Origin of the sequence: Pantoea sp. PNA 03-3, from assembly GCF_003201175.1 — a bacterium.
GTDB classification, from domain to species: Bacteria; Pseudomonadota; Gammaproteobacteria; order Enterobacterales; family Enterobacteriaceae; genus Pantoea; species Pantoea stewartii.
Genome location: NZ_QICO01000002.1, coordinates 58541 through 75109 on the forward strand (window position 1 = coordinate 58541; position 16569 = coordinate 75109).

General features: G+C 53.2%; 18 protein-coding genes. 14 read left to right on the plus strand and 4 right to left on the minus strand.

The features are described from left to right. Window position 1 precedes the first annotated feature (1 nt). The 8 genes from sfsA (at window position 2) to panD (ending at window position 6528) form a co-directional block, all read left to right on the plus strand. The gene (gene sfsA, locus C7433_RS06655) at window positions 2-706 is read left to right on the plus strand and encodes a DNA/RNA nuclease SfsA (protein WP_110267840.1); all 705 of its coding nucleotides are present in this window, start codon (window positions 2-4) and stop codon (window positions 704-706) included. A gap of 247 nt (window positions 707-953) precedes the next feature. Then, window positions 954-1409 (plus strand): RNA polymerase-binding protein DksA, encoded by a 456-nt coding sequence (gene dksA / locus C7433_RS06665; protein WP_006117731.1) that lies wholly within the window; start codon window positions 954-956, stop codon window positions 1407-1409. Window positions 1410-1479: 70 nt separating this feature from the next. Next, entirely contained in the window at window positions 1480-2361 is an 882-nt protein-coding gene (gene gluQRS, locus C7433_RS06670) for a tRNA glutamyl-Q(34) synthetase GluQRS (RefSeq protein ID WP_110268090.1), read from the plus strand. Between the two features lie 86 nt (window positions 2362-2447). Then, complete coding sequence (pcnB, locus tag C7433_RS06675) at window positions 2448-3866, plus strand: polynucleotide adenylyltransferase PcnB (RefSeq protein WP_203232196.1); 1419 nt, start codon at window positions 2448-2450, stop codon at window positions 3864-3866. Next, entirely contained in the window at window positions 3863-4348 is a 486-nt protein-coding gene (folK, locus tag C7433_RS06680; protein ID WP_054634482.1) for a 2-amino-4-hydroxy-6-hydroxymethyldihydropteridine diphosphokinase, read from the plus strand. The genes pcnB and folK overlap by 4 nt, the downstream gene beginning before the upstream one ends. Window positions 4349-4431: 83 nt before the next feature. Beyond that, window positions 4432-5226, plus strand: a complete 795-nt coding sequence (panB, locus tag C7433_RS06685) for a 3-methyl-2-oxobutanoate hydroxymethyltransferase (protein WP_110267841.1) — start codon at window positions 4432-4434, stop codon at window positions 5224-5226. A gap of 15 nt (window positions 5227-5241) precedes the next feature. Next, window positions 5242-6096, plus strand: a complete 855-nt coding sequence (gene panC, locus C7433_RS06690; RefSeq protein ID WP_006117725.1) for a pantoate--beta-alanine ligase — start codon at window positions 5242-5244, stop codon at window positions 6094-6096. 51 nt (window positions 6097-6147) lie between these two features. Then, complete coding sequence (gene panD / locus C7433_RS06695; RefSeq protein ID WP_033740289.1) at window positions 6148-6528, plus strand: aspartate 1-decarboxylase; 381 nt, start codon at window positions 6148-6150, stop codon at window positions 6526-6528. Window positions 6529-6579: 51 nt separating this feature from the next. Here the strand turns inward: panD and C7433_RS06700 are convergent, their stop codons facing one another. Next, entirely contained in the window at window positions 6580-7350 is a 771-nt protein-coding gene (locus tag C7433_RS06700) for an ABC transporter permease (RefSeq protein WP_006117722.1), read from the minus strand. Further along, window positions 7347-8273: an ABC transporter ATP-binding protein gene (locus C7433_RS06705; protein WP_006117721.1), complete on the minus strand. Its 927-nt coding sequence runs from the start codon at window positions 8271-8273 to the stop codon at window positions 7347-7349. Before C7433_RS06705 ends, C7433_RS06700 begins: the two co-directional genes overlap by 4 nt. Window positions 8274-8379: 106 nt before the next feature. Here C7433_RS06705 and can point away from each other — a divergent pair, with 106 nt between their 5' ends. Next, on the plus strand, window positions 8380-9045 hold the full coding sequence (gene can, locus C7433_RS06710; RefSeq protein WP_033740288.1) for a carbonate dehydratase: 666 nt from the start codon (window positions 8380-8382) through the stop codon (window positions 9043-9045). A 59-nt stretch (window positions 9046-9104) separates the two neighbouring features. Here the strand turns inward: can and hpt are convergent, their stop codons facing one another. After that, on the minus strand, window positions 9105-9650 hold the full coding sequence (hpt, locus tag C7433_RS06715) for a hypoxanthine phosphoribosyltransferase (RefSeq protein WP_006117719.1): 546 nt from the start codon (window positions 9648-9650) through the stop codon (window positions 9105-9107). Between the two features lie 234 nt (window positions 9651-9884). On the opposite strand from hpt, the gene C7433_RS06720 reads away from it, so the two are divergent. After that, window positions 9885-11168 (plus strand): cystathionine gamma-synthase family protein, encoded by a 1284-nt coding sequence (locus tag C7433_RS06720; RefSeq protein ID WP_110267842.1) that lies wholly within the window; start codon window positions 9885-9887, stop codon window positions 11166-11168. Between the two features lie 2 nt (window positions 11169-11170). Here C7433_RS06720 and cueO read toward each other — a convergent pair whose 3' ends face one another. Continuing rightward, a complete protein-coding gene (cueO, locus tag C7433_RS06725; RefSeq protein WP_110267843.1) occupies window positions 11171-12772 on the minus strand; it encodes a multicopper oxidase CueO in 1602 nt (533 codons plus the stop codon). 159 nt (window positions 12773-12931) lie between these two features. Between cueO and C7433_RS06730 the strand changes: the two genes are divergently transcribed. From C7433_RS06730 to C7433_RS06745, 4 genes are all read left to right on the plus strand, one after another. Then, the gene (locus C7433_RS06730; RefSeq protein ID WP_006117717.1) at window positions 12932-13279 is read left to right on the plus strand and encodes a YacC family pilotin-like protein; all 348 of its coding nucleotides are present in this window, start codon (window positions 12932-12934) and stop codon (window positions 13277-13279) included. A gap of 107 nt (window positions 13280-13386) precedes the next feature. After that, window positions 13387-14250, plus strand: coding sequence for a polyamine aminopropyltransferase (gene speE / locus C7433_RS06735; RefSeq protein WP_033740285.1), 864 nt, complete (start codon window positions 13387-13389; stop codon window positions 14248-14250). A 28-nt stretch (window positions 14251-14278) separates the two neighbouring features. After that, window positions 14279-15088 (plus strand): adenosylmethionine decarboxylase, encoded by an 810-nt coding sequence (gene speD / locus C7433_RS06740; protein ID WP_033740284.1) that lies wholly within the window; start codon window positions 14279-14281, stop codon window positions 15086-15088. 643 nt (window positions 15089-15731) lie between these two features. Beyond that, window positions 15732-16568: an alpha/beta fold hydrolase gene (locus C7433_RS06745; protein WP_033740283.1), complete on the plus strand. Its 837-nt coding sequence runs from the start codon at window positions 15732-15734 to the stop codon at window positions 16566-16568. Window position 16569 lies beyond the last annotated feature (1 nt).

The window sequence follows — 16569 nt, forward strand, 5'->3', positions numbered from 1 at the left end:
TATGCTTTTTTCTCCCACCCTCAAACCGGCACGTCTGATTACCCGTTACAAACGCTTTCTGGCGGATGTCATTACGCCGGAAGGCGAGACGCTCACCATCCATTGTGCCAACACCGGCGCCATGACCGGTTGTGCTACGCCGGGTGATACCGTGTGGTACTCCACGTCCGACAGCCTGACACGCAAGTATCCGCACAGTTGGGAGATGACCGAGACGCAGCAAGGCCACTGGATTTGCGTGAATACGTTGCGCGCGAATCAACTGGTAAAGGAGGCGTTAAGCGAAAACCGAATTCTGCCGCTGTCGGGCTACGAAGCGTGTCGGGCTGAAGTAAAATACGGCAGCGAAAAAAGTCGAATTGATTTCCTGCTTACAGCACAGGACCGACCTGAGTGCTATATTGAGGTGAAATCCGTAACGCTTTTACAGGAAGGTAAAGGCTATTTTCCGGATGCGGTGACGATTCGAGGACAAAAACACCTGCGCGAGCTGAGTCAGGCTGCGGCAGAAGGTCATCGGGCCGTTTTGTTGTTTGCCGTTCTGCACTCGGGGATTGAGGACGTTTCCCCGGCGCGTCACATCGATGCGGCTTACGCAGAACAACTGGTACAGGCGCGGCTGAGTGGCGTGGAAATTTTGGCGTACCGGGCAGAACTGTCATCAGAAGGCATGTTTATTACAACGGCTGTTGACGTAACGTTGTAATATCACTGGCATCCTTCTGTGATAGGACTATCTTCTGTCAGGGGCCAACTACGCTGTTCCTCACAGGCTTGTCAAGATGGGCGCAGGAATAATTGCCAACCTTGACAGCTTCTGTTATTTATAGCGGCCTGTTTTTCCCCGTTGGGGGATCGATGTACCCAAGAGTGCGTCATCAATGAAGGTTAGTGTGAATATACTGGCCGATGGCAATCGAAGGGTATAGTGCGTGTTATCCAGGAGAAACAACATGCAAGAAGGGCAAAACCGTAAAACATCGTCCCTGAGTATTCTCGCCATCGCTGGGGTGGAGCCTTATCAGGAGAAGCCGGGCGAAGAGTATATGAATGACGCGCAACTGGACCATTTTCGCAAGATTCTGGAAGCCTGGCGTAATCAATTGCGGGACGAAGTTGATCGCACCGTTACACACATGCAGGATGAAGCCGCTAACTTTCCGGACCCGGTTGACCGTGCCGCTCAGGAAGAGGAATTCAGCCTGGAACTGCGTAACCGCGATCGCGAGCGCAAGCTCATTAAAAAGATCGAAAAAACGCTGAAGAAAGTTGAAGATGACGACTTTGGCTATTGCGATTCCTGTGGCGTTGAGATCGGTATCCGCCGTCTTGAAGCGCGTCCGACGGCCGATCTGTGCATCGACTGTAAGACACTGGCAGAAATTCGTGAGAAGCAAATGGCGGGCTAATGTTGCCGTCTGACTGCAGCCATGCGGCGGGAAAAGGCCCTCTTTTTCCGCCGTCTGGTTCATGAAACCTATGGCATTCTCATCCTGTATCGGGCGCTTTGCGCCGTCTCCCTCTGGTGAACTCCACTTTGGATCGCTGATCGCTGCCTTAGGCAGTTACCTTAGCGCACGCGCGCAGCATGGCCGCTGGCTGGTACGCATTGAGGATATTGATCCTCCCCGTGAAGTCGCAGGAGCCGCCACGCGTATTCTGCACCAGTTAGAACAGTACAGTTTGCACTGGGACGGTGAAGTCATGTGGCAGTCACAGCGCCATCACGCTTATCGGGACGCCCTACAGTGGTTAAGAGCGCACCGGCAGAGTTATTACTGCACCTGCAGCCGAAGCCGCATTCAGCAGCTGGGTGGTTTTTACGACGGGCACTGCCGGGATGCAGGTTCAGGTCCGGAGAATGCGGCACTGCGGTTGCGTCAGCATGCGCCGGTTTTCCAGTTTGAAGACCGGTTACGGGGCACGCTTGTGGCCGATCGGCGGCTGGCTGAAGAGGATTTTATTATCCATCGTCGCGACGGCCTGTTTGCCTACAATCTGGCCGTGGTGGTTGATGACCATCATCAGGGCGTCACCGAGATCGTGCGTGGCGCAGACTTAATCGAGCCGACGGTGCGGCAGATTGCCCTTTATCGACAGTTTGGCTGGGCCGTTCCGGATTATCTGCATTTGCCGTTGGCCATCACTGCTGACGGACACAAACTTTCTAAGCAAAATCATGCGCCCGCGCTGCCGGATGGCGATCCGCGCCCGTGCCTGGTGCAGGCCTTACGGTTTCTGGGACAGCCGGTCAGCGAAGGCTGGCAGGACGATTCTCAGGAGAAACTGCTGTCTGATGCTGTGAAGCAGTGGAATATCGCTTTGATACCGCATGATAACGCCCTGAGAGCGGATGCATAGACAACAGCATTCTCAAATGATTCACAACAGGCTATGATTAGCCGCTGATTTTACCTACACCCTAATTGTCACTGTCGAGGTGTCCCATTTTTACCCGAGTCGCTAATTTTTGCCGGAAAGTCCTGAAGCGTGATGACGAGGAAGCACCAGCAGAGGTTGAACCTGAGAGTCATATGACCATCATTCCTCGTGAAAGCCACACCATCTCACGTAAAGACATCAGCGAAAATGCCCTCAAGGTGCTGTATCGTCTGAATAAAGCCGGTTATGAGGCCTACCTGGTGGGCGGTGGCGTTCGCGATTTACTGCTGGGGCAGAAGCCTAAAGACTTCGACGTGACCACAAACGCCACGCCGGAGCAGATGCGTAAACTGTTCCGCAACTGCCGTCTGGTTGGCCGCCGTTTTCGCCTGGCACATGTGATGTTTGGTCCGGAAGTGATCGAAGTGGCTACGTTCCGCGGTCATCATCAGATTGAAGAGAACAGCGAAGATCACAATAATTCCCAGCGTGCCCAGAGCGGTATGCTGCTACGGGACAATATTTTCGGCAGTATTGAAGATGATGCCCAACGGCGTGATTTAACTATTAACAGCCTGTATTACAGCGTGGCCGATTTTTCGGTGCGGGATTATGTTGGCGGCCTGAACGATCTGCAACAAGGCATCATTCGGTTGATCGGCGATCCGGAAACACGCTATCGCGAAGATCCGGTGCGCATGCTGCGCGTCGCGCGCTTCGCGGCCAAACTGAATATGCGCATTGCTCCTGAAACGGCAGAGCCCATTCCCCGCCTGGCATCGCTGTTACGCGATGTACCTGCTGCGCGCCTGTTTGAAGAGTCGCTAAAGCTGCTTCAGGCTGGTTATGGCTACAGCACCTGGCTAAAACTGTGTGAATATCAGTTATTCCAGCCGCTGTTCCCTACGCTGGCACGCAACTTTACCGAACAGGGCGACAGCCATATGGAGCGCATGCTCGCCCAGGTGCTGAAGAATACGGATAACCGCATTCAAAATGATATGCGCGTTAATCCGGCGTTTCTGTTCGCGGCCATGTTCTGGTATCCGCAGCTTGAAGCCGCCGAGCGCATTGCGCAGGAAAGCGGCCTGACTTATTACGATGCGTTTGCCCTGGCGATGAATGATACGCTGGATGAAGCCTGCCGCGCGCTGGCTATTCCTAAGCGCATTACGTCGCTGATTCGTGATATCTGGCAGTTGCAGTTACGCATGTCCCGTCGTCACGGTAAACGCGCCTGGAAGCTGATGGAGCATCCGAAGTTCCGTGCGGCTTATGATCTGCTGGCCCTGCGGGCTGAAGTGGAAAATAACCCGGAGCTGCTGCGCCTGAGTAAGTGGTGGGGAGAGTTCCAGGTCGCTGCGCCGCCGCAGCAGAAAACCATGCTCAACACGCTGGGAGACGATCCGGCACCGCGCAGCCGTACGCGCCGCCCGCGTCGTCGTTCTTCCGCGCCCCGTCGTGATAACTCTAACGCGTCATGACGCGCGTTTATCTGGCATTAGGCAGTAACCTTGCCGATCCGCTGCATCAGATTGATGCAGCGTTGTCAGCGCTGGATGCGCTCACCGGTGTTCAGCGCATCGCCACCTCGTCCTTTTACCGCACGCCACCTTATGGCCCACCCGATCAGCCCGACTATCTCAATGCGGCGGTGGCCCTTGAGACCACCTTGTCGGCTGAGGCCTTGCTGGATGAGACGCAGCGCATTGAGCGGGAACATGGCCGGGTGCGCAAAGCCGAGCGCTGGGGGCCACGCACGCTGGATATTGACATTATGCTGTTTGGTTCAGAGCAGATTCACAGCGAACGCCTGATCGTCCCCCATTACGATATGCTGAACCGTGCGTTTATGCTGGTGCCGCTGCTGGAAATTGCGCCCGATCTGCGCCTGCCTGATGGCCGTCCGCTCCAGCCGCTTATGGCAACGCTTGACTGCGCCAGCATCCGTCCCTGGCACAGCTGACCATCTATTCGCGCGTCACAGATTCCGCTCAGCAACGCGATACAGTAAAATGCGTCCATCTGAATTTCTGAGCTGAGATCGTCATGAAACCCACCACCCTTTCTCATCTGCGTCAGTGCAAAGCGAGCGGTAAAAAATTCGCGACGCTGACCGCTTACGATTTTAGTTTTGCCCGCCTGTTTGCTGACGAAGGCATTCAGGTTCTGCTGGTTGGTGACTCGCTTGGCATGACGGTGCAGGGTCATGATTCCACGCTGCCCGTCACGGTAAATGATATTGCTTACCATACCGCCGCCGTCCGTCGTGGTGCGCCTCACGCGCTCCTGTTAGCCGATTTGCCTTTCATGAGTTATGCCACACCACAGCAAACCTTTGATAACGCGGCGCAGCTCATGCGCGCCGGGGCCAATATGGTGAAGCTGGAAGGCGGCGCATGGCTGGCCGACAGCGTGCGCATGCTGACCGAACGCGCCGTGCCCGTGTGTGGTCATCTGGGCTTAACGCCACAGTCCGTAAATATTTTTGGCGGCTATAAAGTGCAGGGACGTGATGAAGCCGGTGCAGAGCAGCTTATGGCTGACGCGCTGGCGCTTGAGGCCGCAGGCGCACAGCTGATGGTGCTGGAATGCGTACCGGTGGCCCTGGCCCAGCGCGTAACGCAGGCACTGGCGATTCCGGTGATTGGTATTGGCGCAGGCAACGTGACTGATGGACAAATTCTGGTGATGCACGATGCGTTTGGCATTACCGGTGGACATATCCCTAAATTTGCAAAAAATTTCCTGGCGGAGACAGGCGATATCCGTGCCGCCATTCGCCGCTATATTGCTGAGGTTGAAGCAGGAAGCTACCCCGCAGCGGAACACAGTTTCCAGTAATTCAGGAGAATGGCAGTGCTGATCATCGACACTCTGCCCATGCTGCGCCGTGAAGTGCGCCGCTGGCGTCAGCAAGGTAAACGTATTGCGTTAGTGCCCACGATGGGCAATCTGCACGAAGGGCATTTAACGCTGGTAGATGAAGCGCGTGAGCGGGCCGATATTGTGATCGTGTCGGTTTTCGTTAACCCGATGCAGTTTGATCGGCCTGACGATCTGGCGCGCTACCCGCGCACGCTGCAGGAAGACTGTGAGAAACTGAACCGCCATGCGGTGGATGTCGTCTTTGCGCCCTCGCCTGCTGAGGTGTATCCACACGGGCTGGCTAATCAGACCTTTGTCGAAGTGCCGGTGCTTTCATCTTTACTGGAAGGCGCCAGTCGTCCCGGCCATTTTCGCGGCGTGGCGACCATCGTCAGCAAGTTGTTTAATCTGGTTCAGCCCGATATCGCCTGCTTCGGCGAGAAAGATTTCCAGCAGTTAGCCATCATTCGTAAAATGGTGGCAGACATGGGGTTCGATATCGAGATTGTCGGCGTGCCTACGGTGCGAGCCAGGGACGGTCTGGCCCTGAGTTCACGTAACGGCTACCTCACTGAAGATGAGCGTAAGCTGGCACCTGGCCTGAGCCAGGTGATGAATGCGATGGCCGCCCGACTGGCTAATGGTGAACGGCAGATTGACGATATTATTGAAGACGCAACGCGGTCGCTGCAGGAAAAAGGATTGCGTCCGGATGGCCTGGCCATCTGTGATGCGGAAACGCTGCAGCCTCTGACGGTGGACAGTCAGCGAGCCGTCGTGTTAATGGCCGCCTGGCTGGGGAATGCACGGCTGATCGATAATCAACAGGTAGACCTCACGCAGTAGTCTTGCAGGCTGAGGGTCACTCTTTTTGGCTGTATAACAAGGTTTCTGACTATGATTCGCACGGTTTTACAAGGCAAACTGCATCGCGTTAAAGTCACGCAGGCGGACCTCAACTATGAAGGCTCCTGCGCCATCGATCAGGATTTCCTTGATGCTTCTGGCATCCTGCAATATGAAGCTATCGATATTTATAACGTGACCAACGGTCAGCGTTTCTCTACTTATGCCATTGCCGCTGAACGCGGATCGAAAATCATTTCGGTCAACGGTGCGGCCGCGCGCTGTGCCTGTGAAGGCGATATCCTGATTATCTGCTCGTATGTCCAGGTCGATGATGCAGAAGCGCGCCAGTGGCAGCCTAAAGTGGCCTACTTTGAAGGTGATAACCAGATGAAGCGTCTGGCGAAAGCCCTGCCGGTGCAGCTGGCCTGAGTCTGGTCGCATAAAAAAAGCAGCGCTAACGCTGCTTTTTTTTCGCCGGTATCAGGTCCGCAATCCGCGGCCCCGCTGAATCAGAAAATACACGGCGATATAAAACACCACGATAAAGGCAATCAGTACCGACATGGTCAAGGTCAGAGGAACATCGTGAATGCCCAGAAAGCCAAAGCGGAAACCGCTGATCATATAAACCACCGGATTAAGTTTTGATACTGCCTGCCAGAAGGGCGGTAACAGCGTCAGCGAATAAAACACGCCGCCCAGATACGTTAGCGGTGTCAGCACAAACGTGGGGATCAGGCTGATATCGTCAAACGTGCGGGCAAACACCGCGTTAATCAGTCCCGCCAGCGAGAACAGTACCGCGGTTAGCAGCAGCGTAATGGCCACCATCAGCCATGAATGCACATGAAACGGCACAAAGAACAGCGAAACGGCGGTCACCAGCACACCGACACAGATCCCGCGCGCAACGCCGCCGCCGACATAGCCAGCGATAATAATGTGCGTCGGTACCGGTGCCACCAGCAACTCTTCAATATTGCGCTGAAACTTGGCGCTAAAGAACGACGATGCCACGTTGGCATACGCATTGGTGATCACCGACATCATAATGAGCCCTGGCACAATGAACTGCATATAGCTGAAGCCGTTCATATCGCCGATGCGCGCACCGATAAGGTTACCGAAGATGATAAAATACAGCGTCATGGTGATCACGGGCGGCACCAGCGTCTGGATCCAGATGCGGGCGAACCGGTTCACCTCTTTGGCCCAGATGCTTTTTAACGCCACCCAGTACAAATGTGTCATGCTTTTGCTCCTGTTTTTCCTTGCGTCAGGCCGACGAACAGCTCTTCCAGACGATTCGCTTTATTACGCATACTGAGAACCTGAACGCCCTGTGCGCTGAGCTGGCTAAACACGCTGTTCAGCCCCTGCTCGCGCAGGACTTCAACTTCGAGCGTCGAGGTATCCACTAACCGGTACTGGAAACCTTCCAGCGACGGTAACGGGCTGCGCGGGGCCAGATCCAGAATGAAGGTTTCGGATTTGAGCTTCGACAGCAGGGATTTCATTGAGGTGTTTTCAACCAGTTCACCATTTTGAATAATGCCGATATTGCGGCACAGCATTTCCGCTTCTTCAAGATAGTGAGTCGTCAAAATGATGGTCGTCCCCTGCGCATTCAAATCTTTCAGGAAAACCCACATCGACCGACGCAGTTCAATATCCACCCCGGCGGTAGGTTCATCCAGAATCAACAGTTTGGGCGCGTGCATCAGAGCACGGGCGATCATCAGACGGCGCTTCATCCCGCCAGACAACATGCGCGCCCTTTCGTGACGTTTCTCCCACAGGTCGAGCTGTTTAAGGTACTTTTCGGCCCGCTGAAGGGCCTCACGGCGCTCAACACCATAGTAACCGGCCTGGTTCACCACGATCTGCATGACCGTCTCGAACGGGTTGAAATTGAACTCCTGCGGCACCAGGCCCAGCTGGCGTTTGGCATTGACGACATCTTTTTCCAGATCGTAACCAAAGACGCGGACGCTGCCTTCCGACTTATTCACCAGCGAACTGATAATCCCGATGGTGGTCGATTTGCCCGCGCCGTTGGGTCCCAGTAGCGCATAAAAATCACCGGCTTCAACGTTAAGATCGATGCCCTTGAGCGCCTGTACGCCGCCGGGATAGGTCTTGGTCAGCCGGGAAAGTTCCAGTGCATAGGTCATTCTGAATACATACCCTGTTTTATGGCATTGTAATGCCGTTTGAATTTAGGAAGCCTTCGCCTATAGTACGCGCACGCAAATGCGCAGTAACAGGTTGCTTAACGCCATGACAGACATTGATACCCTGATCAGTAATAACCGCGAATGGTCCAGATTACTGGTCAAAGAAGATCCTGGTTTTTTTGAGCGACTGGCTCAGGCGCAAAAACCACGTTTCCTTTGGATTGGCTGTTCAGACAGTCGCGTCCCCGCAGAACGTCTGACCGGTCTTGAGCCAGGTGAACTGTTTGTCCACCGTAACGTTGCCAACCTGGTTATCCATACCGATCTTAACTGCCTTTCTGTGGTGCAGTACGCGGTTGAAGTGCTGGAAGTTGAACACATCATTGTGTGCGGCCACTATGGCTGCGGTGGCGTGCAGGCAGCCATGGATAACCCGGAGTTAGGGCTCATTGATAACTGGCTGCTGCACATTCGCGATCTCTGGTACAAGCATAGCGTGTTGCTGGGTGAACTGCCGCCCGATAAACGTCTGGATAAACTCTGCGAAATCAACGTTGTTGAGCAGGTCTACAATCTGGGGCATTCCACCATCTTGCAATCGGCCTGGAAGCGTGGACGTAAAGTCTCGCTACATGGCTGGGTCTACGGTATTCAGGATGGCTGCCTGCGTAACCTGAATGTTACCGCGAACAGCCGCGAAAACCTGGAGCAACGCTATCGTCACGGCATGGCTAACCTGTTAGTCAGTGGCGATTTTCACCGCCCCTGATGCACGCGCGCGACAAGCCTACACGAATCCAGAGGTCAGAGCCTTGGAAGAATGTGCGGTCACTCGCCTGAGGATTCGAGGGGAACCACTTTGCCAATGTAAGGCAGATGGCGATAACGCTGCGCATAATCGATGCCAAAGCCCACCACGAACTCATCAGGGATAGCAAAGCCCACGAATTCAACCTGAACGTCGACTTCACGGCGTTCAGGCTTATCCAGCAGCGTACAGATGGCCAGGGATTTTGGCTCCCGCAGACGCAGGATTTCCCGCACTTTGCTGAGCGTATTGCCTGAGTCAATGATGTCTTCAACGATTAACACGTCTTTACCGCGGATATCCTCATCCAAATCTTTGAGGATTTTGACATCGCGACTGCTGGACATCCCGCTGCCGTAACTAGAGGCGGTCATAAAATCCACTTCGTGCGGAACGTCAATCACGCGGCATAAATCCGCCATAAACATAAATGAGCCACGAAGTAGCCCTACCAGCACCATATCGCTGCCGCTGTCGCGGTAGTGGTCGGTAATTTCTTTGCCCAGTTCCGCGATGCGCGCGGCGATTGCCTGCTCAGGGATCATTACGTCAACAGTGTGTTTCATTGCCTTCAGCCCGGTCTCTCACAAAGCCACGCAGTCTACCATAACAGAAGTCCCTACTGACGCCGCGCAGAGAACGCAAACGTTTACGTGCACTAAAAATCTTCACCTGCGCGCAGGCAGTTGCACAAACAGCATTACCTTAGAACAACCCGGCATTTAGCCGCATTAATAGCTGCATGATACGATTTTATCGACATATCGTTATGCAGTTAGCGACCTTATTGGGAGATCTCAATGACTTCACCCTCAAGTAAAAAAACGCACGTCGGCGACCGCCCACTGCATCCCGAAACACAAATGCTGAACTACGGTTATGATCCGCGCCTGTCTGAAGGGGCCGTGAAACCGCCCGTCTTTTTGACCTCCACCTTTGTGTTTAACAGTGCAGAAGAAGGCCGCGATTTTTTTGATTATGTTTCCGGCCGCCGTCAGCCTCCCGAAGGTAAAAGTGGCGGACTGGTGTATTCCCGTTTTAATCATCCCAACAGTGAGATTGTTGAGGACCGCCTCGCTCTCTACGAACAGGCAGAAAGTTGCGCGCTGTTTGCCTCCGGCATGGCGGCCATTTCGACGGCGTTGCTGACCTTTACGCGACCAGGGGAAGTGATTTTGCATTCCCAGCCCCTGTACGGCGGTACGGAAACGCTGCTCAGTAAAACCCTGCACAACCTTGATATTCGTGCGGTGGGTTTCACTGACGGGCATGATGAAGCCAAAGTGCGCGAGGCCGCCCAGCGTGCAATGGCGCAGGGACGCGTCGCCATGATCCTGGTGGAAACGCCGGCAAACCCGACGAACAGCCTTGTGAATATCGCGCTGATGGCCCGTATTGCGGACGAGATCGATCGTCAGCAGGGTTCACGCCCGGTCGTCGCCTGTGATAACACCTTACTGGGGCCGATTTTTCAGCAACCGCTCACGCTGGGCGCGGATTTATCGCTGTATTCCCTGACAAAATACGTGGGCGGTCACTCTGACCTGATTGCGGGTGCGGTGATGGGAAACAAAACACTTATGTCGCCGATCCGCGCTCTGCGTAGCGCTATTGGCACTCAGCTTGATCCGCATTCAAGCTGGATGATTGGCCGTTCGCTGGAAACGCTGTCGCTGCGCATGGAAAAAGCCTGTCATAACGCTGAAACCGTCGCCGCCTTTTTACGTACACATCCTGATGTCGCCGCCCTGCACTGGTTACCGTATCTGGATGCAGACAGCCCGGCAGGCAAAACCTATCGGGAACAATGCACCGGGGCCGGTTCAACCTTCTCTTTTGACATTGTCGGCGGACAACTTGCAGCGTTTCGTTTCCTGAATGCTCTGACGCTGTTTAAACAGGCCGTCAGTCTGGGCGGGACAGAATCGCTTGCCAGCCATCCTGCCACCACCACCCATTCTGGCGTGCCGGATACAGTGCGTCAGCGCATCGGGATCACCGACGCGACGATACGCTTATCCATCGGTATCGAGAACGCCGGGGATCTGGTGGAGGATATCCGTCTGGCGCTGGCGCAGGCCTGATATCAGGTCACGGTGAAGCCCAGCATCATGCCGGTGTCTTCATGCTCCAGTAAATGGCAATGCGCCATATACGCATGATCGGCGGCGGCAAGGTGGTTGAAGCGCACCAGCACTTCGCTACGCCAGCCGTCGATATTGACCATGTCTTTCCAGCCCTGACGGTGTGGCGCAGGTTGCTTGCCATTTTCAGAAAGAATACGGAACTGGGTGCCGTGAATATGGAAAGGATGCAGCATGCTGTCGCCTTCACCGGAAATGGTCCATTTTTCAACGGTGCCCTGCTTCACATCAAAGGCTGGCCGCGTCATATCAAATGGCTGGCCATTGATTTTATTGCCATTGTGAAAATCGTAGGCAGTCGCGGCCATCCCGTCATGGTCCATCTTCTGATGATCCATTCCCTGGGACGCGCTGTCGTGCTGCATCGCATGATCATTACCGCCCATAGCCATATCATGGTGCGCACCGTTCCCTATCGCTTTCGCGCCATAGCGTGCCATCAGCGCCTGCATACCTTGCTGATCCAGTTGGGGATCCATACTGAGTTGTAACCAGCGCGATGACAGACCGTCCGTTTTCGGTATGGCCGGTAATGTGGCTAGCTGATCCGGTAAAGTCGCGCTGGCCATGATCCGCAGCGGAATGATATTGACCAGCGGCAGGGGTCGATCGAAGGGAGCCAGCGTCATGCCCATTTGCGAAACAGGTAGCGTCACGATATCAAAAGCCTTGCCATCGGACGTATCGACCATGACTTCAAAGCGCTCGCCCGGCAGGAGCGGAAGGGAATCGACCTTTACCGGCTCAGGCAGCAGACCGCCGTCACTGGCAATCACATACAGTGGGCGTTTATCGCTGGCAGTCAGATGCAGCGAACGGGCATTGCAGCCATTAAGCAAACGCAGACGTAACCATCCACGCGGTACGGCATGCTGAGGATACTGCGCACCGTTGGTCAGCATCATGTCGCCGAACCAGCCCACTGCGGCCCGCATAATATCAAGCTCATAATCGATGCGGTCACCGGATGAGGTGAGCTGTTTGTCCTGAAAAATCAGTGGAACATCGTCGGTGCCCCATTGATTAGGCAGACGAAGCGTCCCTGACGGCTGATCCTCTAACACAATCATGCCGGCCAGCCCCTGGGCAACCTGATGACCCGTTTTGCCATGCAGATGAGGATGATACCAGCAGGTGGCGGCAGGCTGGTCCGGCATAAACGTCACCTGACGCGTGGCGCCCGGCGCAATGATTCCCTGCGGTCCACCGTCCACCTCGCCGGGGATTTCCAGACCGTGCCAGTGCAGGGTCGTCGCTTCACTAAGCCGGTTATGAATATTGATGGTGGCCGCCTTGCCACGCTGGAGCCGAATTGCGGGCCCCAAAAGGCTGCCATTGTAGCCCCAGGTGGGTACGTCTTTGCCCTGCCACTGGCTGATGCCCGGCATCGCCGTCAGGCTGTACTCTCCTTTCGCATCCGCGTCCAGCAGGGAAGGAACCGGCAGCAGTGGCCGACTGGCCGCCATCAGGGATCGGCTCCAGAGCGGCAGCGCCCCTGCAGCACCCAGTGCCGCGCTCAGTTTCAGAAAGTGACGACGTTGCATAATCCGCATCCTTGTAACGAAATGACCTCAAGCCTAAACCCTGCCCTTATGGCAAGGTCAAGCATCAGCAGGCAGAATGCCCCAAAAATCGTAAATTGATCGAAAATCTTTACACAACTGTGCTAACGTCTTTCAGACGACTATTACATGAGAATATCTATGAAGAAGAGCATCAGGATCCTGCTACTGGCAGGACTCTTCGGCTTCTCCTCCACCAGCTTTGCCCTGAGCGAATCCGAAGCAGAAGATCTTGCCGATCTGACTGCGGTATTCGTTTATCTCAAGAACGACTGTGGCTATCAGGATTTGCCCGATGCGCAGATCCGCAAGGCGTTGGTGTTTTTTGCCCAGCAAAACCGCTGGGATTTAAGCAATTACAACAACTACAACATGAAAGCCCTGGGTGAAGACAGTTACCGTGATTTAAGCGGTATCGCGATTGCCAACGACAAAAAATGTAAGTCGCTGGCCAGAGATTCTCTCAGCTTGCTTGCCTATGTAAAGTAGCGCCTCAGCCCGCTCTCCCGTCAGACATTTGACCGTGCAACGACTATCATAGTTAGCTATGATGTTTCGCCGATTTTTATGGCAATGTCACGAAGGAGAGCCCCATCATGGCCCAAAACGAGATGTGGTATGAAACACTTCATACCGGCTTTGGCCAGTATTTTACCGTCGATAAAGAGCTTTATCGTGATAAAACGGCCCACCAGGATTTAATCATCTTTGAAAATGCGGCGATGGGCCGCGTTATGGCGCTGGATGGCGTGGTGCAAACGACCGAACGTGATGAATTTATCTATCACGAAATGATGACGCATGTGCCGTTGCTGGCGCATGGTGCCGCCAAAAGCGTACTGATTATTGGAGGGGGCGATGGCGCGATGTTGCGCGAAGTGTCCCGCCATACCGGCATTGAGAAAATCACCATGGTCGAGATCGACGCCGGCGTGGTGACCTTCTGTTGTCAGTATCTGCCGAACCACAGCGCTGGTGCGTACGACGATCCGCGTTTTAATCTGGTCATCGATGATGGTGTGAATTTCGTCAACCGCACCACCGAAAAGTTTGACGTTATCATCTCTGACTGTACCGATCCCATTGGGCCTGGCGAAAGCCTGTTTACGTCCGACTTTTATGCGGGCTGTAAAAATGCGCTGAATGAAAATGGGATCTTTGTTGCACAGAACGGCGTTTGCTTCCTGCAGCAGGATGAAGCGGTTAACAGCCATCGTAAACTCAGCCATTACTTTGCCGATGTCAGTTTTTATCAGGCGGCCATCCCAACCTACTACGGCGGCATCATGACCTTTGCCTGGGCAAGCGATAATCCGGCCCTGCGCCAGCTTGATCCCGCCCTTCTGCAGGCGCGCTTTGCGGCCTCGGGCCTGAACTGCCGTTACTACACACCGGCGATCCACACGGGCAGCTTTGCTCTGCCACAATATCTGTTGAATGCTCTGTCAGAGACGCGCTGATCGATCATTTATAAGGGGGTGAATAAAATTGCAAAAGCTAAAACTGCATGGCTTCAATAATCTGACCAAAAGCCTGAGTTTTTGTATCTACGATATTTGCTATGCGAATACCGAAGCCGAGCGCGATGGTTATATTGCTTATATTGATGAGCAATACAATGCCAATCGCCTGACGGAAATTTTGACCGAAACCTGTTCGATTATTGGTGCGAATGTGCTGAACATTGCGCGCCAGGATTATGAGCCACAGGGTGCCAGCGTCACGATTTTGGTCAGTGAAGAACCTGTTGATCCTAAAGATATTGATACGTCTGAGCATCCCGGCCCGTTGCCTAATTCCGTGGTCGCGCATCTTGATAAAAGCCATATTTGTGTGCACACGTATCCGGAAAGCCATCCTGAAGGCGGCCTCTGTACCTTCCGTGCAGACATTGAGGTCTCAACCTGCGGCGTGATCTCACCGCTTAAGGCGCTCAATTACCTGATTCACCAGCTGGAATCTGACATTGTCACTGTGGACTACCGCGTACGGGGTTTTACACGTGATGTGAACGGCGTTAAACACTTTATCGACCATGAAATTAACTCCATTCAAAACTTCATGTCCGACGATATGAAGCGGATGTACGATATGGTTGATGTGAATGTTTACCAGGAAAACATCTTCCATACCAAGATGTTGCTGAAAGAATTCGATTTAAAACATTATCTCTTTAATACCCGCCCGGAAGATCTGACACCGCAGGAGCACAAACGCATTACTGACCTGCTGTGGAAAGAGATGCGTGAGATTTATTACGGTCGCAATATTCCGTCTGTGGGATTAAAAACCTACTAAGTTATGCCCCCTTTGCGGGGCATTCTCTCTTTCGTCTGCCTGTTATCTGTCAAAGCCCGATCAGGGCCACTTATTGCGCCCTGCGAACCAGGATAGCCCCGGCTGCCTTTCTTTCGCGGCATGTCATCTTGCGATGGTGAGACTGGCAGACCCGTTACGACGTTCTTCCGTGAAATAAATCAGCCGCCCCCTGCGTTCTGTTGTGCAGACGCTATTTCTGAGATCGTCCCGCAACGCCTGTCAGTAACAGGCCACAGTGTGGCACTAACACAAACTCACCACAGTAATCCCTGCCGAGCCATTCGCCCCATGATAAAACATTAATTAAATTTACCATGAATACAGTAAGGATAATAAAGTTTTATGACACTATAAAAAAGACCAGCCTCCCTTTCCTCGCCTGGATTTTATGAGGAAAATCACACTTTAACGGTCTGTTAAGTTACTTAATTTTCCATGAAAACTAAGGTGATGGAGAAAAACCAGGAGCATTTAATTTATAAATACCCTTAAATCAATAAGATGAAAGATTGCGGATTAAAAACAGCGATAAAACATAAAAATAACTTAATGATTACCATTTGCTGTGATATACATTAGAAAACTTTAATATTTGATGATGTTTCTTGGTGGGGAGAGTGATATGAGTCACGGTTATTCTGTAGTAAACATAAATGAACTTAACATTTATGTGGAGTTAACAAAATGCAGTGTCCCGACCCGTAACAGGACCATCCTGATTAACGGTGCACTGGCAACCTCGTCTTCTTTCCGCAACTGGAAACGCTTCCTGGCGGATAAATCAGATGTCATTACGTTTGATCTTCCGTTCTCAGGCAAATCAAAACCCTTCAACGAACAGGGCTGCCATATCGTCACGCTTGATGATGAAGTCACGATTATTCGCGAGCTGATTTCAATTTATAAGCCCAATATTATTGCCTCAGCCTCCTGGGGCGGCGCATCGACTCTCAAGCTCTTGAATCACGGTGAAGAGGGCCTGGAACATGCCATCATCGCGTCCTATTCCTTTGAATTTAATGACCGTATGCGGACTTACGTGAAGCAAGCCAATCTGTTTTCAAAAGAGAAGAACTTTGTCGAGCTTGCGCATTTGATGAATGACGAAGTGGGTGCATATCTGCCGAATAAGATGAAGTTCTGCAACTTCAGGCATCTGACGTCGCTGGATGAGATTGAATACCGTCAGGGGCGTTTCCATCTTGAGCAGATTGCCACGCTGCGCAACCACGACTACAAAAACATTATTGATAACTCGGCCTGCCAGTTTCACTTTATCAACGGCGACCTGGATATTCATACGCCGCAAAAAAACATCGAAGAGATATGCGGCGAGTCGGATAAAACGCGCTTTTATCAAATCAGGGATGCCGGACATTTTCTGGATCTGGAAGGCAAGCGCAGCCGGGAAAGGACCGCAGCCGCCTTCAACACTATTTTTAGTCAGATTGGTGTCTGAG